General features: G+C 42.3%; 18 protein-coding genes. 10 read left to right on the forward strand and 8 right to left on the reverse strand.

Annotated features, from left to right (window positions below; genetic code table 11):
- Nucleotides 1-63: 63 nt before the first annotated feature.
- From PUQ00_RS09905 to PUQ00_RS09915, 3 genes are read right to left on the reverse strand one after another with little or no spacing between them, the layout of a single operon-like run.
- Nucleotides 64-1611, reverse strand: coding sequence for an NAD(P)/FAD-dependent oxidoreductase (locus PUQ00_RS09905; RefSeq protein WP_300415646.1), 1548 nt, complete (start codon nucleotides 1609-1611; stop codon nucleotides 64-66).
- 16 nt (nucleotides 1612-1627) lie between these two features.
- Nucleotides 1628-3268, reverse strand: coding sequence for a tryptophan 7-halogenase (locus tag PUQ00_RS09910; RefSeq protein ID WP_300415648.1), 1641 nt, complete (start codon nucleotides 3266-3268; stop codon nucleotides 1628-1630).
- 40 nt (nucleotides 3269-3308) lie between these two features.
- The gene (locus tag PUQ00_RS09915) at nucleotides 3309-4049 is read right to left on the reverse strand and encodes a hypothetical protein (protein WP_300415650.1); all 741 of its coding nucleotides are present in this window, start codon (nucleotides 4047-4049) and stop codon (nucleotides 3309-3311) included.
- Between the two features lie 1404 nt (nucleotides 4050-5453).
- Here PUQ00_RS09915 and atpD point away from each other — a divergent pair.
- From atpD to cysE, 5 genes are all read left to right on the forward strand, one after another.
- Nucleotides 5454-6902, forward strand: coding sequence for a F0F1 ATP synthase subunit beta (gene atpD, locus PUQ00_RS09920; protein ID WP_300415652.1), 1449 nt, complete (start codon nucleotides 5454-5456; stop codon nucleotides 6900-6902).
- 258 nt (nucleotides 6903-7160) lie between these two features.
- On the forward strand, nucleotides 7161-7574 hold the full coding sequence (gene atpC / locus PUQ00_RS09925) for an ATP synthase F1 subunit epsilon (RefSeq protein WP_300415654.1): 414 nt from the start codon (nucleotides 7161-7163) through the stop codon (nucleotides 7572-7574).
- Between the two features lie 302 nt (nucleotides 7575-7876).
- The gene (locus PUQ00_RS09930; protein ID WP_300415656.1) at nucleotides 7877-10033 is read left to right on the forward strand and encodes a flotillin family protein; all 2157 of its coding nucleotides are present in this window, start codon (nucleotides 7877-7879) and stop codon (nucleotides 10031-10033) included.
- 260 nt (nucleotides 10034-10293) lie between these two features.
- On the forward strand, nucleotides 10294-10782 hold the full coding sequence (locus PUQ00_RS09935) for a hypothetical protein (RefSeq protein WP_300415658.1): 489 nt from the start codon (nucleotides 10294-10296) through the stop codon (nucleotides 10780-10782).
- A gap of 348 nt (nucleotides 10783-11130) precedes the next feature.
- Nucleotides 11131-11895 (forward strand): serine O-acetyltransferase, encoded by a 765-nt coding sequence (gene cysE / locus PUQ00_RS09940; protein WP_300415660.1) that lies wholly within the window; start codon nucleotides 11131-11133, stop codon nucleotides 11893-11895.
- A gap of 83 nt (nucleotides 11896-11978) precedes the next feature.
- Here cysE and PUQ00_RS09945 read toward each other — a convergent pair whose 3' ends face one another.
- A complete protein-coding gene (locus PUQ00_RS09945; RefSeq protein WP_300415662.1) occupies nucleotides 11979-12563 on the reverse strand; it encodes an Npun_F5749 family FMN-dependent PPOX-type flavoprotein in 585 nt (194 codons plus the stop codon).
- A gap of 209 nt (nucleotides 12564-12772) precedes the next feature.
- Between PUQ00_RS09945 and PUQ00_RS09950 the strand changes: the two genes are divergently transcribed.
- Entirely contained in the window at nucleotides 12773-13672 is a 900-nt protein-coding gene (locus tag PUQ00_RS09950) for a 2OG-Fe(II) oxygenase family protein (protein ID WP_300415664.1), read from the forward strand.
- A 261-nt stretch (nucleotides 13673-13933) separates the two neighbouring features.
- Here the strand turns inward: PUQ00_RS09950 and PUQ00_RS09955 are convergent, their stop codons facing one another.
- Nucleotides 13934-14731, reverse strand: coding sequence for a hypothetical protein (locus PUQ00_RS09955; protein ID WP_300415666.1), 798 nt, complete (start codon nucleotides 14729-14731; stop codon nucleotides 13934-13936).
- Between the two features lie 437 nt (nucleotides 14732-15168).
- Here PUQ00_RS09955 and PUQ00_RS09960 point away from each other — a divergent pair, with 437 nt between their 5' ends.
- From PUQ00_RS09960 to PUQ00_RS09975, 4 genes are all read left to right on the forward strand, one after another.
- Nucleotides 15169-16437 carry an anhydro-N-acetylmuramic acid kinase gene (locus PUQ00_RS09960; RefSeq protein WP_300415668.1) on the forward strand — a complete coding sequence of 423 codons (1269 nt, stop codon included), beginning with the start codon at nucleotides 15169-15171 and terminating at the stop codon, nucleotides 16435-16437.
- A gap of 142 nt (nucleotides 16438-16579) precedes the next feature.
- Nucleotides 16580-17026 (forward strand): hypothetical protein, encoded by a 447-nt coding sequence (locus tag PUQ00_RS09965; protein ID WP_300415670.1) that lies wholly within the window; start codon nucleotides 16580-16582, stop codon nucleotides 17024-17026.
- A gap of 425 nt (nucleotides 17027-17451) precedes the next feature.
- On the forward strand, nucleotides 17452-18471 hold the full coding sequence (locus tag PUQ00_RS09970) for a glycosyltransferase family 2 protein (RefSeq protein ID WP_300415672.1): 1020 nt from the start codon (nucleotides 17452-17454) through the stop codon (nucleotides 18469-18471).
- Between the two features lie 583 nt (nucleotides 18472-19054).
- On the forward strand, nucleotides 19055-20611 hold the full coding sequence (locus PUQ00_RS09975; protein WP_300415674.1) for a serine/threonine-protein kinase: 1557 nt from the start codon (nucleotides 19055-19057) through the stop codon (nucleotides 20609-20611).
- A 473-nt stretch (nucleotides 20612-21084) separates the two neighbouring features.
- Here the strand turns inward: PUQ00_RS09975 and PUQ00_RS09980 are convergent, their stop codons facing one another.
- The 3 genes from PUQ00_RS09980 to PUQ00_RS09990 form a co-directional block, all read right to left on the reverse strand.
- The gene (locus tag PUQ00_RS09980; protein ID WP_094348015.1) at nucleotides 21085-21282 is read right to left on the reverse strand and encodes an NblA/ycf18 family protein; all 198 of its coding nucleotides are present in this window, start codon (nucleotides 21280-21282) and stop codon (nucleotides 21085-21087) included.
- Between the two features lie 643 nt (nucleotides 21283-21925).
- Nucleotides 21926-22663 carry a Stp1/IreP family PP2C-type Ser/Thr phosphatase gene (locus PUQ00_RS09985; protein ID WP_300415677.1) on the reverse strand — a complete coding sequence of 246 codons (738 nt, stop codon included), beginning with the start codon at nucleotides 22661-22663 and terminating at the stop codon, nucleotides 21926-21928.
- Nucleotides 22664-22680: 17 nt separating this feature from the next.
- Nucleotides 22681-24369, reverse strand: coding sequence for an AarF/ABC1/UbiB kinase family protein (locus PUQ00_RS09990; RefSeq protein ID WP_300415714.1), 1689 nt, complete (start codon nucleotides 24367-24369; stop codon nucleotides 22681-22683).
- Nucleotides 24370-24381 lie beyond the last annotated feature (12 nt).

Genomic DNA, 24381 nt, shown 5'->3' on the forward strand with positions numbered 1-24381 from the left:
CGATAGTGGAAAATTTCTAATCCGGTTCGGTTGAGAACTTCACCGAACCGTATTAGAAAGATATCAATGAACGCTTGTCACCTCTACACTTGCCGCGATCGCTGCATTATTCAGAGATGGATATTGTTTTACCTGTAATTCTTGGCGGAGATGCTTGTAGGCAGATGGATCTATTGGCATCATAAAATCCTTAAGCAAGTTCTCTGGTTGACGGCGGGTTCTCAGACCCATATCCCGAAGCAACTCATCAATGTAATGGAATGTAAAAGGAATTATACATGCTCCACTAACGAAAGCATATGGCCTATCTTTCTTCCTCCATTGCAACTCTACCGTTACATCATCTAGCATCTGTTGCGGGGATGGTAAAGGTATACTTCCTTTGATATACTCTGATAACCACCTAGCACCAATTTCTGCTGATAACTGGGCACAAAAAGTATAGTTATAACCAACAAAACCCATCTGTGGAACATGAGGGTGAATCAGATGGCGGTAAAGATGGATAGTTCCTTGCTCATCAAATACATGCCTGTGGTACTTCTCTTCTAAAAAGGGGATATCCTGAATAAATCCTGTGCCAAAGACAACAATATCTGCCTGTACTTGCTCGCCGTTATCCAATTCTACGCCACTAGGAAAAAACTTATTGATCTTTGTCTTGACGGCACGAATTTTGCCTGCTCGTACATGCTCAAAAAAGCCTTTAGGCACTAAGCCGATACTACAGCCGATCAATTTATTCATAGGTTGTTTGGGCACCATCCCACAAGCATCAAGCGGAAACTGTAAGCGCAGGATAGTCTCATTTAGCCGCCAGAATGCCCACACCAGTGGCTTCCCAAAACTATGCAGCCACTTTTCCCATCCTTGAAGTTTATGATAGGGCATCCAAGTTTCTGCAAACCGAGTCAGGAAAATATACTTGATGTTTAACAGACCGAGAAAGAAGTTGGGAACTTTCCACAGTGCTTGACGGAATACAAGGGTACATTCCTTGGCCTTACTAGCTGCAAGATTTGCCAGATCGGTGGCTGACTTGCCAAAACCGACAACAACCACTCGCTTGCCCTCAATTACAGATCTGTCATTAAAGTTGTTAGTATGTATTACCTGACCTCCAGCGGCAATGAACTCTTCCATTCCCGGTAAGTTCGGAATGTAGGGAATATCAAAAGTGCCATTGCACACAATCACAAAGTCGAACTCGTAATTTTGTTTTCTGATCTCCTTACCATCTTCTTCAAAGCTAACACTAACCATCCATCCATTAGTATTTCCTGATTTGCGCTCTACTTTAGTTACTTTCGCGCCGAACTGAATTTTTTCTGCTACACCAAAGTGTTGGGCATAGGATTCAAGGTAAGCAGATATTTGCTCTCCTGAAGGCCATTCTGGATAAGAGGCTGGCATCGGATAGTCTGAGAAAGCATATGTGTCTCTGGGATTTTGGAGCAACAGTCCTGGGTAAATCCTCGACCTTTCCCACACACCACCAAGTCCCTGCCGTTTCTCGAACAATGTAACTTCGTAACCTTCCTCAAGAAATGTCTTTGCTGAGACTAATCCGCTGACTCCAGATCCAATCACGCATACTTGTTTTACCGTCATCTTGGGTTCTCCTAAATTATGAAATTAGTGCAGGAATCCGCTGTGGCTGATCGCTAACCATGCTAAGATACTCCGACTGTTCTTGTGACTTAATTACATAAGTTAAGTATTCATACTGAGACGGCAAGGTTGAAGTTAGGTAATTGGCTCTTTCCTTAATTTCCACAAATGCAGCTTGGGCATTGTGATTTCCGATATGCTCTAAGATGGGAAGACTGCTTTCAGGCATATAGTTTAGCCCCATCAACATTACCGAATAAGAGTAAGACTCGAAGCCGTGGTATTTCGGGTTGATACTCTTATTGCTTGGCAGTCTATTTTTCCATAATCTTAATTTTTCCTGTAGTTCTTCTGAGACTTTGATATTGTTCTTAGTTGCTCTCCAGAAATCTGTGTCGGTGCGATCGCTAGCATAGTAATGAAGTGTCAAAAATTCTCGCACACCATCTATGCAGTTAGCGATAACTTTGTTATAGCTGTGAATTAGCTCTTCATTGAAATATTTGCTGGGAAAGTGGCTAACTAACTCTTCAATTCCATGTTGAATAAAGAAGATGCCAGTAGATTCTAGTGGTTCCACAAATCCACTAGAAAGACCAATTGCTACACAGTTTTTCACCCATGAGTTTCTATTACGTCCAATCCGCATCTTGATATGAGAAGACTTACAGTTATCAGCAACGACTCCCAAATGCTGGCGAAATTCCTGTTCTGCTTCCTCAGGAGAAATGAATGCGCTCGAATAAACATACCCTGTACCATTTCTGCCATACAAAGGTATATTCCAGACCCAACCAGACGAAAGCGCTGTTGCCGTGGTGTAAGGGTTGATGCCATCTTTTTTTAGATCAGTTGGTATCTGCATTGCAATTGCGCGATCGCACAACAGCGACTCTGAATAAGAAATAAATGGCTCACCAAGCGCTTTGTTAATCAAAAGACCACTAAAACCAGTACAGTCAATGAAAAGATCGCCACTGAGAATGCCATGCTCTTTAGTGGTGAGGCTATCTATGCTCCCATCTTCAGTTAACTTGATATCCACCACATCATCAACAATTTGCTTCACTCCCCTTTCCATTGCATAATCTTTCATGAATCTTGCGAGTAGATTCGCATCAAAATGATAGGCATAGGGGTACTGAATCTTTAAATTATCCAGGATGTTTTTCTTAACAATATGCTCCTGAGAAAATTCATTTTGAACTTTGTTATCAAAGACTTTACCATCAAAATATCTTGGAGAACTTTGATGATCACACAGCCACGGAATTAGAAAGCAGGCATAATCAAATGCTTCTTGATCTTTCTTCATTTTCAGCCACCATTCAGAGATATCAAAGCCGTCAATCACCTCATATCTCTGGAAAGGATGGTAGAAGTCTTGCCCCTTCGCATTCCAGTTGACAAACTTAATTGCCATCTTATATGTGGCATTGCACTTTGGCATCCATTCATATTCTTGTAGCCCAAGAAAATCAAAGAATAGTTTGATGGTACTAAAAGTTGCTTCTCCAACTCCAACTTTTGTGATATTAGATGATTCCACCAGAGTAATCTGAATATTTCTATCTAGTGCCTTACTCAAATAAGCTGCCGTCATCCAACCTGCTGAACCACCACCAACAATTACAACATTTTCTACATGCTGTGACATATCTAAAGTTCCTCTTTAAGTCTAAAATGAAGTATGTAAGTCAATTTAAAAAAGCTTGTTCAAGAATTTCTGCAACTTTCAATTCTTGTTCGATTTGATGGGTTTCAGCATATACCAAAAGGTCATTTGTAAATTGCCTGAAAGTTGTAAATAAGTTCTCAACCAATTCAAAAGCTTGTTGTCGAGTTACTTCTGATAGTTGAATATGTTGTAAAATTCCTTCTATTCCAGATGCACCTGTCGTGTGACCAGTTTCAACATCCAGATGAAAATCTGCAAAATATCGGCATGGTTTTTGGGTAATTGCTTTAATTTCTTTGCCAATCTCTGCTGCCGTTGAAAACATTATGTTACCCGTCGCTTCGGTAATTTCAATAACTATGATTTTCTGAATAGGAGTAGCTTGTGAACTATATCGATAGAGTTGATAGTTTAACCAGCGAGCACTCTTAGTTTCTTCACTCCAAAGAAATTTTAATGTGTCACTAAATTTTAATGTTTTGTCAAGTTCTAGGTTTTTCAAATCTTCCAAAAACCACAGCCAATGATGGTCATCTTCATAAGTATGCTTGTTAATTAGTATCTGAATTGGATCACTAGTCGGTTCTACTCGCAAAAAATACTTATTCAGTTCTCCAAAATTCATAATAAAATGAGCAGCACATGGTGCCCAAGCTAACCTTTGTCTGGGATTTATACTTTTGTTTTGCATAAAATTAAACAAGGGCAGTTGAGCATATTCTTGTTTTTTTTCTTCAATCAACGCTAGTACTTCTTGCATGTTTATTGCACCCATTTTCAATGTTTAATATTAGAGCGAAAGTAACTTTCCCACTTTGTTGCAGGGATATCAAAGTATTGAAAGCACAGATTCAATTGCCAACTAGCAACCAACTGATTCCGATCAGGGAAGGTAAGAGGGACGAGGGTAATTGTATTGATAGTCATTAGCTCAAAACCCACTACCTAAGTAGTAAATAATGTCTAATTTAGTACATTGTATTGACACTAATGCTAGATTGTAACCAGCCAATCTACTGTTATTTTTTTTACTAGACCTATAATTTTTCTATGTAATTTTTGCATATGAGACTTAGGCTTTCTGTTATTTAGTCATGTATACAAGCGTTTTGTCTGTCTTTCTACTGAGAAAGACAACTATTATATAATGTAATAAAGTTAACTAAAAAATTACAGGGAGGTTATTCTTACCTACTGAGGAAACGTCAATTGTGTAACTTTGATTTTACGTTTACTAATGGGATAGCGCGATCGCATCTTAAAAATAGGTGATTTATGTCCTTTAATGAATGCTGTGTTATTGATGTATACGACGGGCTACGCCTACAGAAAGCAGATAGAGTACTGCAAAAGTGTATTATTATGTATAAATTTATAGTAAATTTATACAATTTTATATACTTATTAATTTATTAATAGCCGATAAATTGCCATAAAAGCTTTATATACTATGCTTCTGACAAGTTTCCTATTTTAGAAAAATAAAAATTACTATTGTAAATTTTTAGTGAATATCAGTAATAATAATTGTTTTTTCAACTTTTTTTACCAATAATGCTCGTAATTATACGATTTAGCTGAAATAAAGTTAATGCTATGTCGATAGCCTAGTAATTACTCCTTGTGTGTGCGATCGCATAAAGAGGCTCGCTTATCTACGCTGTCACCTCTTTATGCATCTTAACCCGTCCACCCTTATGAGTGACGCTCCTTTTAGTGCGTGCTTCCCCATAGGGATACGTCGCTACCTAGAACAGGGAGGCAGACTGTTGGGCAAGCGAAACTGCTGTGAGTTTAGTTACTGAAATTTAGGACGCATCCAATACCAATATCAGTTGCTGAACCTGCCTCTATCACCGGACTGCTGGCATTAGCTGCTTTAGGCACAGGTTTGGTACTGAAACACAAACAGCATAAAGCTATAAATAGAGTCTAAAATACATCGCTAATTGAATTTGAATACTGCCGGTTAGCGATCGCCTGACACGGGAGTTTAAATTTTGGATATTTCTGATGCGCCACAAACCTCAGCCAGGAAGCTGCTTTTTAAGGAATTTCTAAGGGAGTTATGTCCCCGTCGGGTGCTAGAGTAAAAGGTGACATTGCTTAATTTTATGTCTTCTCCGACCTTATCTGAAATCTAGCTTCAATCATTAGGCGCAGCATGGTCACAACCGCAGAAAAAACAAACATTGGTTACATTACCCAAATCATTGGCCCAGTTGTAGACGTTAAATTTCCCGGCGGGAAATTGCCGCAAATCTACAACGCTTTGAAAATCAAAGGCACCAACGAAGCTGGACAGGAAATCAACCTCACTGTTGAAGTACAGCAACTGCTGGGCGACAACCAAGTGCGGACTGTTGCGATGAGTTCCACCGAAGGCTTAGTGCGCGGTTTTGAAGTCACCGATACAGGCGCTCCCATCAGGGTACCAGTTGGTAAAGCCACTTTGGGTCGGATTTTCAACGTCCTTGGCGAACCTGTAGACAATAGGGGCCCTGTGAATGCTGAGACAACTTTACCCATCCACCGCTCTGCTCCCAAATTCACCGACCTGGAAACCAAACCTTCGGTGTTTGAGACTGGGATTAAAGTTGTTGACCTCCTGACTCCCTATCGACGCGGCGGTAAGATTGGTCTGTTCGGCGGTGCTGGTGTTGGTAAGACCGTGATCATGATGGAGTTGATCAACAACATCGCTACTCAGCACGGTGGAGTATCCGTTTTTGCTGGCGTGGGTGAACGCACCCGTGAAGGCAATGACCTTTACAACGAAATGATCGAATCTGGGGTGATCAATAACGAGAGCCTCAATGATTCCAAGATTGCTCTTGTGTATGGTCAGATGAACGAGCCACCCGGAGCGAGAATGCGGGTTGGTTTGTCGGGATTGACAATGGCAGAGTACTTCCGGGACGTGAGCAAGCAGGATGTACTGCTATTTATTGACAATATCTTCCGCTTTGTACAAGCAGGTTCGGAAGTATCGGCGCTACTGGGTCGGATGCCCTCAGCAGTAGGATATCAGCCTACATTGGGAACCGACGTGGGTGAACTGCAAGAGCGGATTACCTCGACTACAGAGGGTTCTATTACCTCCATTCAGGCAGTGTACGTACCTGCGGATGACCTCACCGACCCCGCGCCTGCTACCACCTTCGCCCACTTGGACGGTACAACAGTGCTGTCTCGTGGTTTGGCATCTAAGGGAATTTATCCCGCAGTTGACCCCCTTAATTCGACTTCCACCATGCTCCAGCCCAACATTGTCGGTGACGAACACTACAATACGGCCCGTGCGGTGCAATCAACTCTGCAACGTTATAAAGAACTCCAGGACATTATCGCCATTCTCGGTCTAGATGAGTTGTCTGAAGATGACCGTCTGATCGTAGCGCGAGCCCGGAAAGTTGAGCGCTTCTTGTCCCAGCCGTTCTTTGTGGCAGAAGTGTTCACCGGTTCTCCTGGTAAGTATGTGAAGTTAGAAGATACCATCAAAGGGTTCCAGAAAATTCTGTCTGGTGAGTTGGATGATTTGCCAGAACAGGCTTTCTACTTGGTTGGCGATATTAATGAAGCGATCGCCAAAGCTGCAAAAATTAAAGGTTAGTCATTAGTGATTGGTCATTGGTCATTGGTCATTAGTCATTAGACTTATCCACAAATAAACCTCAAAATAGCTGAAACCCTTACATAGCTGGCTTTTTAGCTTATATAAAACAGGAACCTCTAAAACCCTCTCCAGAGCTAGGTTTCAGCCAAATAAAGTTCTCATTTCCGGATAAGTCTATTAGTTCAAGTGCTAATGGTTAATGGCTAATGGCAAAGGACAAGTGACAAAGGACAAAGGACAAAGGACAAATGACAAATGACATTAACCGTTCGTGTAATTTCTCCAGATAAAACAGTATGGGATGCCCCAGCTGAAGAAGTCGTTTTGCCTAGCACTACTGGTCAACTAGGTATTCTAACTGGACACGCACCACTTTTAACCGCACTGGATACTGGTGTAATGCGAGTCCGTGCCGCTAAAAATCAGAATTGGCAAGCGATCGCTCTTTTGGGTGGCTTTGCCGAAGTCGAACAAAATGAAGTGACAATTCTGGTTAACGGTGCTGAACGTGGCGACAAAATTAATCTTGAAGAAGCTCGTGCTGCTTACAACCAAGCAGAAGCCCGACTGAATCAAGTGGCAGGAGATGATCGCCAAGCCCAAATTCAGGCAACCCAAGCCTTCAAACGCGCCCGCGCTCGATTTCAAGCGGCTGGCGGTTTGCTCTAATTGAACTTTCTATTTCAACTTTGTAGGTTGGGCAATGCCCAACCTACAAAATATTTATTAAAAAAACTCACAAGTCAGGCGCGGAGCTTGGGATTGCTCCGCCGAGGCGTCAGATTTCAGTATGACTTATGTACGGGTGCTAAAATCCTATCCGTAAACAGATGGAGTATTCTGAATCCTGAATTCTCAATTCTAACTCCTTGTTTATTAATTTTTAAAAAATTACGCCAAGTTTAAGAAATCGAGGTCAGCCTTGGTGAAGTGTTAAGTTAACTAATTAGTTGCCCAAATGGGCACAAGTTATGAAAAACTTTTCATCTTTGCTTGGTACACGTAAACAAAATAAGGTAACTCGTTTTGCAGCATTTATTGTAGCAACGCTAGCGATGGCTGCATCAATGTCTTCTCTACGAGACGCTACGCGAATGACCAACGCTGGTAGTATTCATTCGGACAATGCTACTTCTCTACAAATAACTACTCCAAAACAAATAACTTCGGCAACTGTCCAGCTAAATCAGACCAAACCAAATATTGCCCAATTACAAACTAGCAGGACTCAATATCAAGCTGCTGGAATTGATGGTTTTGTACTGCTTCCCATCGTCCTTATTGGCGGTTTAGTCATATTCGTTCCCCTGTTCTTTGGCGGATTGGTGGTGATTGGCGAACGTGAAGTCGGCATTGTGGTAAGGAAATTTACCCTTTCCGGGCATGGACTCCCCGCCGGAAGTTTGATTGCACTCAAGGGGGAGGCTGGGTTGCAGGCTGATACTTTAGCTCCTGGTTGGCACTGGGGCTATTGGCCTTGGCAATATTCTGTAAAGAAAGAGCCGGTAATTGTCGTTCCCCAAGGAGAAATCGCTTTGATTGTGGCGGCAGATGGAGCCTCCAACCCACCAGAGCGGATTTTGGGTAAAATTGTGAGTTGTGACAACTTCCAAGATGCTCGGAAATTTCTCACCCAAGATGGGGAAAAAGGGCGGCAAATGGGTTTTCTCACGGCTGGTACGTACCGTCTTAACACTGCCCTGTTTAAAGTGATCATGGCATCAAATGCCAGCGCTCATGGCATGACTCCAGAACAGTTGCGGGTGTACAGTCTGGCATCTGACAAAGTTGGCATCGTCACTACCTTAGATGGTGTACCAATTTCCGCTGGTGAACTCGCAGGCCCGATAATTGACGAACACAATAACTTCCAAAATGGTCAGAAATTTATTGATGGTGGTGGACGGCGAGGTTTACAAGAGCAGATCTTGCTTTCTGGTTCTTGGAACTTGAATCCTTGGTTTGTTCAGGTTGAGCAAGTGCCAATGACGGAAATTCCCATTGGATATGTGGGTGTGGTGATTTCTTTCGTGGGTAAGGCGCATCAAGATGTCAGTGGTGCAGCTTTCACCCACGGTAACTTGGTCAATCAGGGACATAAGGGTGTATGGATCGAACCGCTATATCCTGGTAAGCACCCGATTAATTCCCGGATTATGAAGATGGAACTGGTGCCAACGACCAACATTGTTTTAAACTGGTCGAGTCGTACTGAACGCCACAGCTATGATGCTCAACTAGCTTCCTTGACAGTGCGATCGCGTGATGGGTTTGCCTTTGATTTGGAAGTAGCACAAATTATCCATGTGGGTGCTTTAGATGCCCCAAAGGTAATTTCTCGCGTCGGTGCAATGCAAAATCTGGTAGATCATGTATTAGAACCGACTATCGGTAATTATTTCCGCAACTCAGCCCAAGACTATACTGTATTAGACTTTCTAACTGCTCGGAGTGAGCGACAAACAGAGGCTTCTGAGTATATTAAAACAGCACTGCGGGCTTATGACGTGCAAGCGATCGACACCCTCATTGGTGATATTCAGCCACCAGCATCACTAATGCAGACACAGACAGACCGGAAAATTGCCGAAGAAGAACGCAAAACTTACGAAGTTCAGCAGATGGCGCAAACCCAACGACAACAACTTGTCCGGGAGACCGCACTGGCTAATATTCAACAAGAAATGGTGCAATCAGAGCAGAGTGTACATATTGCTGACCTAAAAGCCCAAGCCCAAATCAAGCAGGCAAACGGTGAAGCTGAGGGTACAAAACTCCGGGCAATTGCTGAGGCTGAAGGTATTCGTGCCACAGGTAACGCCAAAGCTGAAACATACAGTGCTGGTGTGGAAGCCTTGGGACCACAAGGTTATACAGCAATGCAACTAATGCAGATTATCGGCGATCGCAATGTCCGCTTGATTCCAGATATCTTAGTTGGCAGTAACGGCAGCAATAACGGCTTAGTGGATGGGCTACTATCTATGATTTTATGGAATCAAACTGGTAAGGGTGAATTGACACCAACACCTTTACATCCACAACCAGTAGTTAGCAAAGTACAACCAACCGCAGAAAACGGTCTTCCACCTCTAATTGTGAATTTTCCGGCGGATAAGCAACATTAGCAATACATGAATCGGCTATAGGAGGGTACATCTGTACAATCGAATAGCCCAAAGAAACCTCAAAGATTGGTTTGCTACTTAAAACCTGTCCCTTTCCTTACCAAGGAGAGAGATGTCCGTCAGGACAGGGTGAGGTTTTTGTTTTGAATTGTTAATGTGGCAAATTTTAATGTGGCACAATAAACCGAAATTTCACTAGATTTTTTTCATTAGAATATGTATATATCACTACTAATTTAAAAGCCTGTTGGAGGGCTACTATGAAATACTGTCGCCCCCGACTTCAGTTTAGAAGTGGCTGGCTGTTGGCCATACTTACTGCCATAACTGCTACCCCTGCAATAGCACAGACAGCAAATTTTGGTACTTTCACCCTGTCAACAAACTCTAATCCAGCACAAGGAACAATGCAGGGGTTTACAGGTGGTTCTTACTCATTGTCCGCCATAAGTAACCGCGATCGCGATCAAAAAGCTTGTATCGGCTTTGCCGATCCGACTCCAGATCATATTATGGTTCTGGAAAAGGACTTTTCCCAGCTAACAATACAAGTCGATAGCAACAATAACGATACCACTTTACTGATCCAAGGCCCAGATCAAACGACGATTCGTTGCGGTGATGACACTGGCAAAAGTAAAGATGCTAGCGTTAGCGATCGCAACTGGAAAAGGGGCACCTATCGGATTTGGGTAGGTACATTTAATCCTGGGGTCAAGCGCGATTATACTCTGACCGTGGAGAAGTAGTGAAGGGGGATGAGGGAGTTTTGAGTGCCGAGTACTCACTGCTGAGGAGCCAGTACGTTAGGCGGCTCCATCGACTTGTACCCCTGCAATACAAGCAAGCTACGCGCAGCCTCTCCCCGAATCCCATCCCTGAGAGGCTAGCGCTTGCCGTAAAATACCCGAACGCTAACAGCTGTCTCCTGTCTTGAGAAGGGCTGTAGGGAGAAGCAAATGACGTTGCCGAGTGGGGAATCTCACTTCTTTACTCCAAACTGTTTTGCCCAATATCCCATTCCCAATTTTTACCTCTAACACCTGAGAGGATAATATGAGAGAGTAGCTTATTGTGCTTTCCGAGGGTGCTATCTCGTGCTATCTATACTGCGTGCTGACTTTCAGATCATATTTGAACGTGACCCAGCTGCCCGTAACTGGTTAGAAGTTTTATTTTGTTACCCTGGTTTGCAAGCCCTGCTATCCCATAGGCTAGCTCACTGGTTGTATACTCTTGGTCTTCCCTTTATTCCCCGTCTGATTTCTCACTTGGCTCGGTTTTTGACTGGAATTGAAATCCACCCTGGTGCAGCAATTGGGCAAAGTGTGTTTATTGACCACGGCATGGGTGTAGTAATTGGTGAAACTGCGATCGTGGGAGATTATGCCCTCATTTATCAAGGTGTCACCCTTGGGGGTACTGGTAAAGAATGTGGCAAACGCCATCCTACTGTAGGTGAAAATGTCGTAGTCGGAGCTGGAGCTAAGGTACTGGGCAATATCCAAATTGGCAATAATGTCCGTATTGGCGCTGGGTCTGTTGTTCTAAGGGATGTGCCTTCAGACTGTACAGTAGTAGGCGTGCCTGGGCGGATCATATATCGTTCTGGAGTCCGGGTTGCACCTCTTGAACACAATAACTTACCAGATTCGGAAGCTGAAGTGATTCGTGCTTTAGTAGATCGGATTGAGGCGCTGGAAGAACAAATACAAACTCTTCAGCGCACCAACTCTTCTGGCAAAACTCTTGTCTTGGCAGGTTGTGTAGCTTCTAACCAAGCTGATTTATCACAATATGCTCCTGTGTGTAGCCTTAAAGATAAGACTATACAGCAGTTTCTAGATGGTGCGGGCATTTAAAAAAGTGAGAAGTTAAGAGTAAGGAGTGAGGAATAAAAATCAAAAATGTCAGATTTGCACCTTCTAACTCCTAACTGGGAATATTAAGGATTAATCGCTTGGCTAGACCATTCTTGATTTTCATCACAGTAGTAAAGCCATCTATTTTGAGGTTCGCCACGTAATTCTAAATGATCTACCTGCACCGGATCGAGTAGCAGTAGGCAAAAATTAGACACTGGCTGCACGGGGTCGGGTGCTGGTGGTGCAAAAGCTTCTGGGGTTTCGACTCTGGGTTTACCAGGATGGGGCCAAGCAAACTGTAAACGCGCCGCATCACTCAATTCTTGCCACATACTGATCCGGGCTGGCTGTAAATCCTGGTGAGAATCATCACCGCTTACTAGGGTCAAACAACCTGTGATACGGAATTGTTCTCGTGTATTGGGAAAGTACCAGCAAACTTCTGCCCAAGGTTGTTGCTGTATCTGGTCGGCTTTAGCGCTACGGGTATCGGTGATAAATTTTAGCTGGTTTGTATCTTCTAGAAAGCCGCGAAAGACTAAGGTACGATTAGCGGGGTGACCGTTCGCTTGCACCGTTGCTAGTTGGAGGTAACGGGCATAAACAAGGCTGCGGTTGCGATGGAGCGCATGGACGATCGCGCTTCGCCAAGGAGCAAGAGACATTGTAAAGTTCCGTACCTAACTATTGAGTATACTACTCTATAAGTTACAGCAATTTTCGTCTTAAATAGACCACGCGGTAGGGGCACAGCAATGCTCATACGTGTCAACTTAACTTTAAAAGGACGGTTAAAAACCGCATCTACACAGAGTTATCCTGACTCCTGAATTCTTAACTGTTAACAAAATACAAAATTTCTAATTATCTATAAATGGTTACAATTCCCGTAATAAATTTAACTGTCTTTACCAATGGCAACACAATAACTCGGCAAATTGTTATCAAACAAATCTATCAAGCTTGCCATGAAATTGGCTTTATGTACTTGCAGAATTCAGGAATATCAAAAGACTTAATAAAGCAAGTGTTCACTCAGAGCAAATCTTTCTTCAATTTACCATTAGAAGTTAAGCAAAACCAAGCTTGGAGTGATGAATTTACTAACACGGGTTATGTTGGTCTTGAGAGAGAACGTCTTGACCCCAATAAACCAGGCGACCTGAAAGAGGCATTAAATTTAGAGAAACAAGAGGCTGTAGACATAGATGCTTCTATTCTCGCCTTTTATGATAGTTGCACAGAACTTGCTAACACGGTACTGCAAGGATTTGCTTTGGCGTTGGAATTGCCAGAAGATTTTTTTATCACAAGACACAATCAACAAAATCATACCTTACGATTGCTCCATTATCCCTCATTGCAGACACCACCTAAACCCAGACAAGTGCGTGCTGGTGAACATTCCGATTATGGCAGTATTACATTACTTTTCCAAGATGACGTTGAGGGATTGGAAGTAAAGACAGCATCTGGAGAGTGGATTGCCGCGCCGGCAATTCCTGATACTGTAGTAGTCAATACTGGCGATTTAATGCAACGGTGGACAAATGATGTGTTTTGCTCAACCAAGCATCGGGTAATGATTCCCAGTGATCACAGGGTGAACCAGTCACGGTATTCTATCGCTTTTTTCTGTCATCCTAATGATGATACAGAAATTGCTTGTCTGGAGAGTTGCCAGAAAGAACAATCGCCTATTTATCCCCCTATCCTTGCGCGAGAATATCTTTTAAGTCGTTTACAAGCAACTTATACAAATTCGTTACCGTAGGAGAATATCTGATCATAAATGGCAAAAGGATTAGGGCGAACCTACGTAAGTAAGCTTGCCCTAACTTGTATTTAATGTTGAATTGTTGTCGGAAGTTTGGCAATCTTATCTACGGCACGCTACGCGAACGTGGAGTCTAGGATTAGGAGAGAAAATCAGCAAAATCTTACCAAATCATTGAGAAGCCGTGTGAATCTAACATCTCATAGACGGTTTGTCAACACCGAGTCAGGAGAGTGACTTCCTGGCTTAGGCATCCACTTATGACAATTGCAAAACTGACTTTTTGTTGACTCGACGAGTCAGAACTGTAGTAGCACCCACAAAACCAATCACCAAAACTCCGAATAGAGAAGAAGACTCAGGAACTGCTTGGGTAACTATATTACCGGTAATACTTTTGTAGCCAGTGGCAACTGTGTGATTATCTGATTCAAAACCACTTCCGCCAATATTGCTGAATTGAACCTGATCAAAAGTTCCGCCAACATCGTAGAAGTTGATGAACGCAAAGGGTTCACCAGAATCCTGATTTTGGAATGTGGAATTAGGATTACCGTAGTAGCTGGCTTTATTTGCTAGGTTTCCGATATAACTAACCACATCAGCAGTAGTTATAGTTTGTACAACCTTACCTTGTGAAAGAAATGTAAGTACGTTATTAGCGTCTCCCGCAGACCACCAAAGTCCAAAGTAACTTTGTGCGGTTGTCAAATTTAAGGTGGAAACCGTTTGACCAGATATGTTAGCGTTTACATCAAAATATTTGCCTGTTCCACCAGCACCACCATATAGGTCTGCATTCTGGATCAGAGTAGTCTTATAGCTACCAACATTTGTGGTTCCATCATTCGATTGAAAGCCTGCTGTACTGTAACCTGTTGTTTGTGCATCAAAAGTTTGTACATGAGCATTCACAAGATTTGATAATTGTGCATTTTGTACGCCTGCATTTTCTATTGATACCGTAAAAGAAGTAGCCATTACAGGGCGGGTAACAGTAGCTAAGGACAAAACGACACCAGAAGCGATCGCGGACTTAATTAAAAACTTTTTCATTTTACAATTCTTCTCAGGCTTAAAATTTTTCTCGTTCAAAACCATTGTGCGATGTGCTTTTAAATTCCAACATCAGAAGGATTACTACTTTTTCGATTTGATTTTGCCCAGAGAAAAATATCACTTATTAGACTTCATTTAGAGTAAAATCACTGATATTAAGTTATGTGACATCTATCGCTTTATATAGAAAGCGCAAAGTTATCAGTACTAATTTGTAAACAAACTTTTTTTATAAAAGGTACTATTTTGTGATTTGCAAGCAGTTTATATTTTTAGGGTTCTAGATAAAGAAGGCATGAGGCATGATGGATTGGTTAGATGAGCTTACCCTGCGACTCGTCTTTCTCCAGTCAACTATGCTAAGTGAGTTTTTTTGACATAGGTAGTAACATGAATTAAACTACCTCTTGCAATCAACAAAAGAATCTTTATCAATGCATCCGACTGAAGAAGCTACTGTCCCTACTCGCGTTATCGGTTTAATTAGTGGCACATCTGTAGATGGTATAGACGCTGCGTTGGTAGAGATTTCCGGTACAGAATTGGATCTCAAAGTTGAGTTGTTAGTTGGGGTAACATATCCCTATCCAGCCGAACTTAGAGAAAGAATATTGGCAGTTGGTGCAGGCGTTGCCATCTCAATGGCAGAATTGGCAGAAATAGATGATGCGATCGCCATTGTCTTTGCCCAAGCCGCCGAAAATATTCAAATTGACCATCACCCAGCCACTCTCATTGGCTCCCACGGTCAGACAGTTTATCATCGACCACCTGCGGATAGGGGAATGGGGAAGAAAACCACTTGCTACTCCCATTCGGCTACGCTCACGGCAAGCCCATTCACTAGTACAGACGCGATTAATCGCGTCTCTGCCCACTCCCGACTCGGCTACAGTCTGCAACTAGGGCGCGGTGCATTAATTGCCCATCTTACAGGTATTACAACTGTGAGCAACTTCCGCGTTGCTGATATCGCTATTGGTGGTCATGGTGCGCCTCTGGTGCCCAGAGTAGATGCCTATTTACTCAGTCATCCCCAGCAGGGGCGTTGTATTCAAAACATTGGTGGTATTGGTAATGTTGCTTATATTCCGCCTCGGCATGGCGACTGGCTCTCAAAAATTCGCGCTTGGGATACTGGCCCAGGAAATAGTCTGTTGGATCTGGCGGTGGAGCATTTAAGTGCTGGTGCTAAAACTTACGATGAAGATGGCAATTGGGCAGCGAGTGGTACTCCTTGCCATCCATTGGTAGAACAATGGCTCAATCAAGACTACTTTCATCTACCGCCACCCAAATCCACTGGTCGAGAGTTATTTGGTGTGACTTACCTGCATCAGTGTTTAAAAGATGCCCAAGCATACCAACTTAATGCTGCCGACGTACTGGCAACTCTTACCGAACTTACAGCTAGTTCAATTGTCCATAGTTACCGCACTTTTTTGCCGGAAATGCCACAACGGGTACTATTATGTGGCGGTGGTAGTCGCAATCTCTATTTGAAACAAAGATTACAGTTGTTGTTGACATCAATACCAGTCTTGACTACAGATGAAGTCGGCTTGAGCGCAGATTTTAAAGAAGCGATCGCCTTCGCGGTTTTAGCCTACTGGCGACATTTGGGTATTCCTGGCAACCTACCTACTGCTACTGGGGCATCTCAAGAAGTGCTTTTGGGAGAAATTTACCAAGGTCAGTATTGAGCAGTGAGTCCTGATTAAGAAGCTAGGAGACAGGAAAAATAAAAAAATTTCTTCAACGGGATCGCAGTTCATTCTTGACTTGGAACTCAGCACTGCTATAACTGTAGTCTTGGCGGTACTCGATCAAGACAGGGAATAGAAGGTGGCTCATACTTTTTTATTAGAACCAGGACGCTGGGCAATACAAGGAAATTGGCTAGAACGTAATGGTATGCCAATCAGCGTCAAGGGTATGACCTTGGTAGCTTGGAATCGAGATAACTGGTTCACTATGGCCACAAAACTGATATTTCCTGGTAGCGATCACTCGGAAATTTCTTTGCAATACAAGGGGCGGTTGCATGATGGAGAACGTCAGTATACTTTTCTACTCCAACATAATCTTTTGGGACAGATTGAAGGCGAAGGCTGGATTGGTCTAGATACTATTGTGCAGCATTACCAAGTACTAGGCGATCGTCAGCGTCGTAGTGGGTTTGAAACCCTACGTCGAGTTTCGGAAAATACATACTACCTCAGTAGTAACACTTTGACTGGTCATTTTTTAACTAACACAATGGAAGCTAACCTAGAGCGTCAGTCAACCTAAAAAATTCAGGGAAAAAAGCTTTATCTCGATATAGCCTTTTTAAGAGGTTAAGTGCTGCCTGACAAAAGGTATTACAGACTATAAAATCTGACAGCGATCGCCCTTTGGAGAAAAGTTTGTAATCTATGGAATGTCTTATCCCCGAACTTAATCAGTAATCGTTTATTTTCACTTACTGACTAAAATACAATTGAGTAAGCAAGAGTAGATCAAACTATTTTATGCAATATAAAATTAATTAAATAGGCTTACAGTAAGGGTTTTAGTCCTTAAAATAGGGTTTTAGCCCTCTCCACGAGACGCTATACGAACACTACAAATCTTGAATTATTTATGTCTACGTACTTATAGTAAAAAAGAAATTTTCAAATTATCATCAGTATTCTAGTATCTGGTTCTAACCGTCTAATCAAGAGTTCAGTTTCATGAATCCTAAAGTCTCTGTTATTATCCCTGCTTACAATACTGAAGCTTATATTGCGAAGGCAATAGAGTCAGCCTTAAAGCAAACGCTCACTGATATTGAAGTTATCATAGTCGATGATGGTTCAAAGGATAAAACTGTAGAAGTCGCTAAAAGTTTTACTGACCAACGTCTCAAAGTGATAGTTAATCAACAAAATCTTGGGGTTTCTGCTGCGCGTAATCGTGCCCTCAGAGTAGCCCAAGGAAAATGGATTGCTGTTCTTGATTCAGATGACTGGTATGCTCCTGAAAGATTAGAAAAGCTTGTATTGCTGGCAGAGGAAATAAATGCCGATATGATTGCTGACAATCTTTATTTAATCAAAGATGGTGCAACATCTCCTTGGAGTACATTGATTCAAGAAAGTGGAGAACATATAGATATAGATAAAATTCTCCAAATTGATATCATTTATTTTGTAGAAACTGATGTCTATGGACAAGCAGGGTTGCATCTTGGCTTAAGCAAGCCTATATTCAAACGAGAATTTCTGGTTAAGCACGGCATTGAGTACGATGAAACCATAACCATAACTGAGGACTTTTGGCTTGATATGAAATGCTTAATCAATGGCGCTCGTTTTTTTCTTGTACCAAAACCCTATTATTTCTATCGCTCACGCCCTAATTCTATTGTACGTCAAAGCATATTGTCACGTCTAAATCAATGCTGCATAGCTACTAATTCTTTCATTCAACAAGAAGTTGTGAAAAAAAATCCAGCTTTAATACTTGCTCTGTCTTATAATCTTGCAGTATTTAATAAAAATCTAGCTTACTTCCAAGTTGTAGTGCCTATCAAGCAAGGAAAATGGTTAACAGCATTGGCAGAAATGAGGAAAAACCCGTACTTTTTTTTTGATTTTATTTCTCGATTTAACAATATTATCGAACGTCGAATTCAATACTATCTAAAGGGTAATAAATCAGTTTTTGACATGTCTTATAATCTACATATAAAACGAAAAACTACCAATTAGTGCTATCACAATTTTATCAAAAAATAATATATCCTTACGTAGGCAGAATGAGCTTTAAGGTTAAAAACCTACTCAGGCAATAAGTATCTCTGATTACCCCTACTTATAAAACAAAGGCAGAGGACAGTCTTACTGGAGGTAGCAGCAAAGTGCTAATCAAGCAAAACTTTAGTTATCGGTCATTGCCCACTAAAATAACAGTTATAAATCTGAAGAAGTTAGAGCATTATTTACGAGGCATAAAAGCTTATAGCAGTTCCCGACCTAGTAAGGTACGTAATCATTGCTACTAACCTTGTTAAACAAGATTTGGGTGTACCTCAGTTGCTTAGGAAATATATCTGAGAAAATCTGCCCAGCACGGTTTTATGTCGCCCCCTCAGGCTTTATTGATATTCAAAACTCTGCACTCACCACAGACTTCTGAGAACTCTATGGTGAGCGTGCTGCTACCTAATTAAGGTTCTTGGCAGATTTTAAAGTTATCTATTTAGTCAAAATTGGGCAAACTAAAACTACACGACAATTTAAATGCACTTTTTCTGCCAAACACTTACAATCTGCTTTTGGATTCAAATTCTCTATGTCAGACCCCAACATTGGTCGCTTACTTAGCAAACGCTACCAACTCCAGGAGTTAATCGGTACTGGAGCAATGGGTCGGGTTTATCGTGCTAAAGATACTTTGTTGGGAGGTGTACCTGTTGCGGTTAAGTTTCTGGCTCTATCAATCCAAAATGAAAAGCTGCGATTGCAAGACCGCTTTGAGCGAGAAGCAAAAACCTGTGCTTTACTAGGGCAAAAAAGCATCCACATTGTCCGAGTCATGGACTATGGCGTAGATGAAAATAACACTCCGTTCTACGTCATGGAATACCTACAAGGACAAAGCCTGAACAATATTATTCGCAAGCAACGACTGCCTTTACCAAGATTCCTGAGTATGGCGCGTCAACTCAGCCTGGGGTTACAGTGCGCCCATGATGGCATCCCAGTCGATGGCACTATTTGCCCAATTATCCATCGCGATGTCAAGCCAAGCAATATCCTGGTGATTCAAGATCCCAGTTTCGGAGAATTGGTCAAGGTTCTAGATTTTGGTATTGCTAAGTTATTACAGTCAGATGGCGACCATACAAAATTTTATTTGGGCACACTGGCTTATTCTTCTCCCGAACAGATGGAGGGTAAAGAATTAGACAACCGTGCTGATATTTATAGTTTAGGCGTGATGATGTTTGAGATGCTCACAGGCAAAATGCCACTGGTGACACCAACTCACTCTTTTGGAGCATGGTATAAAACACATCACTATCAAAAACCACGTTCTTTTGCTGAGGTTGCACCCGGATTAGAACTCCCAAAAGAAATCGAAAATTTGGTGATGAGTTGTCTAGCTAAAGTACCACGCGATCGCCCCCAAAATATCGCTGAAATCCTCAGAGTTTTAGCATCTCTAGAAAAGCCTGAGCATATACACATCCCTAAGCAAGACAGCCATGCCTTGGTTCCTGCTACTACAGTTAGCCCTAAGCTTGTTGAACAAAAGACAAAAGCTGATTTGCGGGCATCCTGGTCAAACGATGAAATCGCTCGTGCCATTTCCTGGCCACAAAATAAACCAATTGCCGATATTGTGTTTCCCCAGCCCATTCATACCAATGGGCAGGTTTTACCAGCTCTGTGGGTGATGTTACCACAAGAGGAAATTCAAAAGCGCTTACTCTGTACCCGCTATAACCAATTTCTTTTCATCTCTACTCCTCATCCCATGCTGCTATGGATTACTGTTATTTACAACCGCAAACATGGCGCTAAATGGTTGCCTTACTACCTTGATCTCAAAACCAGTCTTGGTCAAGAAATTGCCCAGTTATTACAGGAGACAGGTTACTACCGCCTGTTGTTCTTTGCACGAGAAACACCAAATCGCTGTACCCATATCTTACTTTCCAGCGTCGCTTCTGCCCAGCGCCAACGACTGCAAGAGTGGGTCGCAATGAGCAATACATTAATGTCCTCTGCCGATCCCCAACTTAGTAAAAGCTTACTCAAAAGCGAGTACGAAAAGATTAAGCCTCAAATTCTGGCAAAACTGGAAAATATTGATACAGATTCTCCATACGATCTTTGCAGCTAGGCATAATTTATTAATGTTACATGTTTTAGATGCAACTAAAGGGTGGTCACTCCCCTAATGTAAACTTTTATAAACAAAATATGTATAAAGATGTAAGTTCTAGTTATATGTATAAAGAGTGAAAAAACTAGCTGCCAAAGCAGTGCTATCTAAATTCTCTCTGGCTCTTCCTGTGTACATAGTTCCAGATGATTGTAAATTTACGCAGGTGTGATTCTCAGACTAGACGAAACAAAAACAAGTTTGGCTAAAGCAAATAATAAATTTAGCCTACAAATCTAAAAGTTAGGTCTAGACTCCAGCAGATATGCCGTAGACAATGTTTAATCGTTCTTAGTTAATTTCGTGCATTGAACTTTTGCGCCGCTCTTCTGGAATTACTTATCGAAGTTGACGCCCCGACAGCCCCAGCTCTTTTCCTCTTTGGAACCAAGCAAGAGAAGGAGGTCGCCCACTGCGACATCAGAACGACTCTATGCCATAGTGGAACCTGAATCTAAGCCCCACTGGTGCTTAAGAAGCTCTTGATAAGTTGCCTCGCGCACTACCATTTGCTCATAGAGTTTGACCAAAAAGTCTTTAGCTTGCTCGTGGCTCATATTTTGCACCTGAGTGGAAAATGAGCAGATGCTGAATTGCTGTTCCAAGGATAGTTTCATTGGTTGATTCATAAGTTAACTCCGAAAAAACAACGTGTAAAGGTGATATCGCACACAGAAGTCCAAATGGGATAATATTTGGACTTGAAACTGTCCAATATTTGTTCTTCCGTATTAAGAAAGATAACAAGTGTTTGACAGATTTGCCCACATCCTAAATGTGGAATTTTTCTGCTCTGATATCTTGCACCTAATCCTACTGATATACCACCCAAGTCAACCGAACCATATTCCGGAAAATAGGCTCTGTTTGGTCTTAGATAGATATAACGACCTTTTTCACTCCTTCCTGCTTTGCACAAATCTTCTTTGAGGAGAAGATCAGGTGCTATCCTTAACCCTCGATAGTTTTTCTTTAACAGAAAACTAAAATGTTGTCTTCCCCAGTATGGAGGAAACTTCGGAGGGTAGGAATTTTTAGGAGGTTGGGGAATGAATAGTAATAAGCGGGAATTATAGTCGCTTTACCTTATTCCCTGCAAGATGTCAATTTATGCAAATTTAGCCTCATTAGGGCACTTTGAAGCCTAAAAGTATTTGTATCAAATTGTAAAAATGAAAAATGCTCACGCTGAACAAATTGCTGAGTATATTTACCGGATTACTCATTTTTCCTTTGTCAGTTGTCCTTTATCTTTGGACAATAAGCAATGGACTAATGACTATTTTCTTCGAGTGAGACGATGACAACTGTGATGTTATCGTGCCCTCCGTGCTCTTTGGCAGCCTCAACTAGAGAGATGGCGGCTTTATCAATCCAAGGGGTGTTTTGCAGGCAGCTAGCAATTTTCTGTTCGACAAGTTCTTCTGTGAGACCATCACTACATAACAGCAAGCGATCGCCAACTTTTACATCCAGTGGTTGCACATCAATGTGATTCAAGTCTTCACGCCCCAAACACCGCGATAATACATGGCGAAAAGGATGTGATCGTGCTTCATCTAAGGTGATGTCACCAATTTTGATTGCCCGTGCTACCCAAGTGTGGTCTTCCGTTACCTGTTCTAATTGCGACTCTCGGAAGCGATACAGCCGGGAATCGCCAACATGAGCGCACCAGGGCGGCTCTGGGGCGCGAAAAATTACCGCTACAACCGTTGTACCCATGTCGGCGCGTTCGGGATGATTTTGCTGATCGTGCAAAATAGCCTGATTGGCATCCCACAAAGCTTGCTCTAGTAATTCTTGAGAAGATTTAGGAGATTGCCAATTTGCCACTAAATACGCCTGAATTTCCTTAGTAGCAATCCGACTTGCTTCCTCACCTCCGGCATGACCACCCATACCATCGGCGACAACGAAAAACCGCCCCTCTGGGTCGATATAGTAAGCATCCTGATTATTAGAACGAATAAGTCCCGGATCGCTAAAACCCGTGAAATTAAGTTTCATAAATTTTTTTGCAACAATTAATACATACGATCGTAACGGTCAAGGCGTAAAAGTAGTCGGATCAGGATCACTAAAAGCCCTGCTGCAATTAAACCAGGCACTAGTGCCCACCATACATAATTATTGCTAACCACTAAGATCGTAGCTGAAAGTGTGAAACCGCTGATTAACAGAGCATAGCTTATTGAGAGCTGAATACTGCTCTGCCGCCGCAACAGCCGTTCAGTTTCTATAGACCGAACGCGCAAGCGCATGTCTCCCCGTTCTAGCTTCTCTAGTGTATCCTCTAATCTACGTGGTAGCCCAAAGGCAGTACTACTTACTTGAGCTGCTTGGCGACTTAATTCGTTAAGAAAGCTATTCCCCTCAGAACCATTCATATCGGTCATAAGCTGCATTGCATACGGTTTGGCAACTTCCATAAAGTTAAACTCTGGATCTAAGCCTTTGCCTACCCCTTCTAGAGTAGAAAAAGCTCGCATCACAAAAGTGAAGGTTGCTGGAAATCTAAATGGCTGATTATAAGCTATTTCGTAAAGGTCGTCACTAATTGCTGCGACTGATTGATTTTCAAAGGGCTTATCCATGAAATGATCCAGCATGTACTGGACGGAACGCCGCACTGGGCCCATGTCATCCGTTGGGGCGATCGCGCCTAAATCAATCAGAGACTGCACAACGCGATCGCCATCTTTTTGGGCAATACCAAACAGTGTTTGCATCAATCCTTCGCGCACGTTGGCTTTAATCCGCCCCATCATGCCGAAATCGTAGAATATCAAAGCACCACTTCCACTAACGGCAATATTCCCTGGGTGGGGGTCAGCGTGGAAAAAGCCACTATTAAGTAACTGTAGCAAGTAGGCTTGAGCACCTTGACGAGCGATCGCCTTTCGATCCAAACCTGCTGCTTCTAAAGCTTCGTATTGGCTAATTTTAATTCCAGGGAGATATTCCAAAGTCAGTACTGTGGACGTAGCATAACGCCAATATATTCTTGGGACGTTCACCCAATCGTAGCCGCGAAAGTTTCGGCGAAAAGTATCAGCATTACGACCTTCGTTAAGATAATCAATTTCTTCCCAAAGAATACGACAACACTCTTCGTAAATACCCAACCAATCTCGCCCCCGTCCCCATTTGGGATGGTTTTGAAAATAGCGGGTAATTCCCTTGAGTATTTGTAAATCTATTTCAAATAACTTTTTTAGTCCAGGACGTTGCACCTTGACGACAACCGATTCCCCTGTATACAGCACAGCTTTGTGTACTTGCCCCAAGCTAGCAGCAGCTAAGGGAATCGGTTCAAAATTATGGAATAGCTCAGGAATTTTCTTACCTAGTTCTTTCTCAATGGTCGCTTCTACTTGCTCATAGCTAAATGCTGGTACTTTGTCTTGTAACTTGGCTAGTTCTTCTACATATTCACCAGGGAATATATCAGCACGGGTAGAAAACAATTGCCCAACTTTGATAAAGGTTGGCCCTAAGTCCAGCAGGGTATTACGAATCCAGACCGCCTGAGTTTTGCGTCTTGCAGCTTGCTTTGCCTCAGTTACTCCACCCGCGTAACTCCAAGATTTGTTGTATAGCCAAAGCTTGAACATTAAGGTCAAAACAAAAGACCAAATGTCCACAAAACGCCGTTTGCTAGAGTAGTTTTCCCGATTCCAACGGTATGCTTTATCTGAATAACCTTGTTCCATATGCTTTGTGTA

It is taken from the genome of Nostoc sp. S13 (assembly GCF_029379315.1).
In the GTDB taxonomy this organism is placed as follows: domain Bacteria; phylum Cyanobacteriota; class Cyanobacteriia; order Cyanobacteriales; family Nostocaceae; genus Nostoc.

Excerpts from the sequence above, each read along its gene's own strand:
- PUQ00_RS09985 (WP_300415677.1), bottom strand. The coding sequence starts at position 22,663 with ATGAAACTTAATTTCACGGGTTTTAGCGATCCGGGACTTATTCGTTCT.
- PUQ00_RS09960 (WP_300415668.1), top strand. The coding sequence starts at position 15,169 with ATGCATCCGACTGAAGAAGCTACTGTCCCTACTCGCGTTATCGGTTTA.
- PUQ00_RS09950 (WP_300415664.1), top strand. The coding sequence starts at position 12,773 with ATGGTTACAATTCCCGTAATAAATTTAACTGTCTTTACCAATGGCAAC.
- PUQ00_RS09975 (WP_300415674.1), top strand. The coding sequence starts at position 19,055 with ATGTCAGACCCCAACATTGGTCGCTTACTTAGCAAACGCTACCAACTC.
- PUQ00_RS09905 (WP_300415646.1), bottom strand. The coding sequence starts at position 1,611 with ATGACGGTAAAACAAGTATGCGTGATTGGATCTGGAGTCAGCGGATTA.
- PUQ00_RS09915 (WP_300415650.1), bottom strand. The coding sequence starts at position 4,049 with ATGCAAGAAGTACTAGCGTTGATTGAAGAAAAAAAACAAGAATATGCT.
- PUQ00_RS09980 (WP_094348015.1), bottom strand. The coding sequence starts at position 21,282 with ATGAATCAACCAATGAAACTATCCTTGGAACAGCAATTCAGCATCTGC.
- PUQ00_RS09930 (WP_300415656.1), top strand. The coding sequence starts at position 7,877 with ATGAAAAACTTTTCATCTTTGCTTGGTACACGTAAACAAAATAAGGTA.
- PUQ00_RS09970 (WP_300415672.1), top strand. The coding sequence starts at position 17,452 with ATGAATCCTAAAGTCTCTGTTATTATCCCTGCTTACAATACTGAAGCT.
- PUQ00_RS09955 (WP_300415666.1), bottom strand. The coding sequence starts at position 14,731 with ATGAAAAAGTTTTTAATTAAGTCCGCGATCGCTTCTGGTGTCGTTTTG.
- PUQ00_RS09935 (WP_300415658.1), top strand. The coding sequence starts at position 10,294 with ATGAAATACTGTCGCCCCCGACTTCAGTTTAGAAGTGGCTGGCTGTTG.
- PUQ00_RS09945 (WP_300415662.1), bottom strand. The coding sequence starts at position 12,563 with ATGTCTCTTGCTCCTTGGCGAAGCGCGATCGTCCATGCGCTCCATCGC.
- atpC (WP_300415654.1), top strand. The coding sequence starts at position 7,161 with ATGACATTAACCGTTCGTGTAATTTCTCCAGATAAAACAGTATGGGAT.
- PUQ00_RS09990 (WP_300415714.1), bottom strand. The coding sequence starts at position 24,369 with ATGGAACAAGGTTATTCAGATAAAGCATACCGTTGGAATCGGGAAAAC.
- atpD (WP_300415652.1), top strand. The coding sequence starts at position 5,454 with ATGGTCACAACCGCAGAAAAAACAAACATTGGTTACATTACCCAAATC.
- PUQ00_RS09910 (WP_300415648.1), bottom strand. The coding sequence starts at position 3,268 with ATGTCACAGCATGTAGAAAATGTTGTAATTGTTGGTGGTGGTTCAGCA.